The sequence below is a fragment of the Bacillus sp. AP50 genome (assembly GCF_040492675.1).
In the GTDB taxonomy this organism is placed as follows: Bacteria; Bacillota; Bacilli; order Bacillales; family Bacillaceae_G; genus Bacillus_A; species Bacillus_A cereus.
Genome location: NZ_JBEUTW010000206.1, coordinates 1 through 2,610, shown reverse-complemented (window position 1 = coordinate 2,610; position 2,610 = coordinate 1). Strand labels below are relative to the sequence as shown.

Genomic DNA, 2,610 nt, shown 5'->3' with positions numbered 1-2,610 from the left:
CATACCCATCAACTTAAGAAAAAGAAATGCTCCCAAAATGAAAAAATGAGCAGCTTCTCAGAATAACTATCTGTAGAGAAAGAAAATTTTAATTTAGGGAGATATGAAAATATTAGTTTGATGGTGATGGGGTGCTCCCCTATGTCTATCAAGTTAAGATATTATATTATCCCCATAATGAAAATTGTTTGCATGACGTTATATTTAGAGTAATTATCTTGATTATTTTTAACATCCCCTTAATTCTTAAACTGATGTATTGGGAGACCACTCCATATACATCAGTTTTTAAAAATTAAATACTTTATTTACCAAGTTAATATAAATTGCCTTCGCATAAGAGACAGTAGAATTTCTAAATCTTCATTTTAATATTAATCAATTCAAGCGTATTCCTTCGAATGCATTTATTACCAAGTCATGCACATAGGAATCATCCAACTTTTCACCGGTTACTAGCAACCGATAGAAAATTGGTCCGTAAATGAGATCGATACTTAAGTCAACATCGAGATTTTCTTTTAATTCGCCCCTTTTAATTCCCTTCTCCAGGAGTTGTTTTGCTTGCAGGCGACGTGGCTGGAAATATCGAGTACGATATTCCTCTGCCAGCTTTGAATCAAATTGTCCTTCACCAACTAACTCAGTAATAATAGTCCCTTCACGACTTATCAAAAATTTGGTTAAACTTGTAGCATGAATTAAAATATCATTCAATGCTGAACCTGTGTCAGGTATAGGCAATCTAGCTGCGGCAGCAAAAAGAAAACCATCCATTACTACAGCAGCCTTATTAGGCCACCATTTATAAATTGTAGCTTTACTAACTTTAGCACGGTCTGCAATTTTATCGACTGTGACTGCTTTAAAGCCACTTTCCAGTAATAACTCATAAGATGCAGAAAGGATAGCTTTTTGGGTTTCGACATTACGTGGTCTACCTCTTTTACCTTGCACATTAATCATTCCTTCCAAGAATCATAAACTATACGTTTAGTATACTTAATATGAACAAAAAATAAAATAGCCTATTTACAAAACTAAACGTTTAGTATATATTTTAGTTAATTAATAAACTGAACGTACAGTTTATTAATTGTTAAGGAATCTCGTAATAATCATGGCTTTATCTAAGTTCCAAAATACACCAAGGTAATTCTGAAATAAAAATATGGGGGAAATACTTATGTCTAATTTTAAAAATAAAGCAAGTGATAAGGAAATTTCATCGGGTTTAATCATTCTTCTGGCAACTGCATGTGGTATCATCGTGGCTAATCTTTATTATGCGCAGCCTTTAATTGGGGTAATTAGTAATGAAATTGGGCTTTCTAATAGTAGCGCTGGATTAATTGTAACGCTAACTCAAATTGGATATGTTGTTGGCTTATTATTTCTTGTGCCTTTGGGGGATATTGTTGAGAATAAAAAATTGATACTTATATTGTTATTTTCAAGTGCATTTGCACTCATTTCTATGGTTTTTGTAAAAAGCGCAACCTTGTTGTTAATTGCTTCATTCTTTATCGGACTGGGTTCGGTCGCAGCGCAAGTGCTCGTACCTCTTGTATCATATCTTTCATCTGAAAATACACGCGGTCGCGTAGTTGGCAACGTCATGAGTGGTCTGTTATTAGGTATTATGCTTGCGCGACCGATATCTAGTTTAGTAGCCGGTATGTGGGGATGGAATGCAATATTTGCTTTATCTTCTACTGTAATTATTGTTTTGGCATTTGTATTATCGAAAGTACTCCCTACTAGGAAACCAAAGGCAAAAACAAATTATACCACCTTACTTAATTCAATGTGGCAACTACTACGAACTACTCCAATTTTACGCCGTCGTGCCATTTATCATGCTTGTGTATTTGGGGCTTTCAGCTTATTCTGGACCACTGTTCCATTATTATTATCTAGTCCTGCTTTTCATTTTTCTCAGACTGCCATAGCATTATATGCACTTGTCGGAATTACAGGTGCAATAGCCGCTCCAATAGGTGGTCGTCTAGCTGATCTTGGCTGGACACGACCCGCCACTGGGATAGTTCTCACTGTTGTTATTATTTCTTTATTACTACCACTTATTATTCGAAGTAGTTCGCCCATCGGAATAGCTGTTTTAGTAATTGCTGCAATTCTGTTGGATATGGGAGTATCTGCAAACCTTGTGCTTAGCCAACGTTTAATTTTCTCGTTGAGTCCAGAAATTCGTAGTCGATTAAATGGACTATTTATGGCTATTTTCTTTTTAGGAGGTGCAGTTGGATCCTTTATTGGAGGATGGGCATATGCCTTAGGAGGATGGAATCTAACATTATGGATAGGAATCACTTTTCCGGCCATAGCCTTGCTTTATTTCGCCACAGAAAAATAGTTCTATAATCAAATTATTTACGAATTGTATTGAGCTTTTGGTGCAGATTTAAAGTTTTTAAAGACTTCTAAATTCTGGTTAGAGCAGTATGAAATAGAAGTGATGGGACGTCAGGAGACAGGAAATCAAGAGCCAATTATCCAAAGATGGATGCTGACTGCGAGTGTATACTTTTTGGATCATCATGTAACATAAAAAGCCCCTTTTTAGTCTATAAATATTTTATAATGAGT

Annotated in this window: 2 protein-coding genes and 1 pseudogene; 2 read left to right on the top strand and 1 reads right to left on the bottom strand. The window is 35.4% G+C overall.

Going from position 1 to position 2,610, the window contains the following annotated elements:
- Window positions 1-378: 378 nt before the first annotated feature.
- Window positions 379-966 (bottom strand): TetR/AcrR family transcriptional regulator, encoded by a 588-nt coding sequence (locus tag ABWK52_RS16620; protein WP_002062846.1) that lies wholly within the window; start codon window positions 964-966, stop codon window positions 379-381.
- A gap of 220 nt (window positions 967-1,186) precedes the next feature.
- On the opposite strand from ABWK52_RS16620, the gene ABWK52_RS16615 reads away from it, so the two are divergent.
- Both ABWK52_RS16615 and ABWK52_RS16610 read left to right on the top strand, forming a co-directional pair.
- The gene (locus ABWK52_RS16615) at window positions 1,187-2,377 is read left to right on the top strand and encodes an MFS transporter (protein ID WP_000064501.1); all 1,191 of its coding nucleotides are present in this window, start codon (window positions 1,187-1,189) and stop codon (window positions 2,375-2,377) included.
- 33 nt (window positions 2,378-2,410) lie between these two features.
- Window positions 2,411-2,557: pseudogene (locus ABWK52_RS16610) on the top strand (VOC family protein); the annotation flags it as partial.
- Window positions 2,558-2,610: the final 53 nt, after the last annotated feature.

Bases quoted from the DNA above. Each gene is read 5' to 3' on its own strand.
- ABWK52_RS16620 (WP_002062846.1), bottom strand. From the start codon at position 966: ATGATTAATGTGCAAGGTAAAAGAGGTAGACCACGTAATGTCGAAACC.
- ABWK52_RS16615 (WP_000064501.1), top strand. From the start codon at position 1,187: ATGTCTAATTTTAAAAATAAAGCAAGTGATAAGGAAATTTCATCGGGT.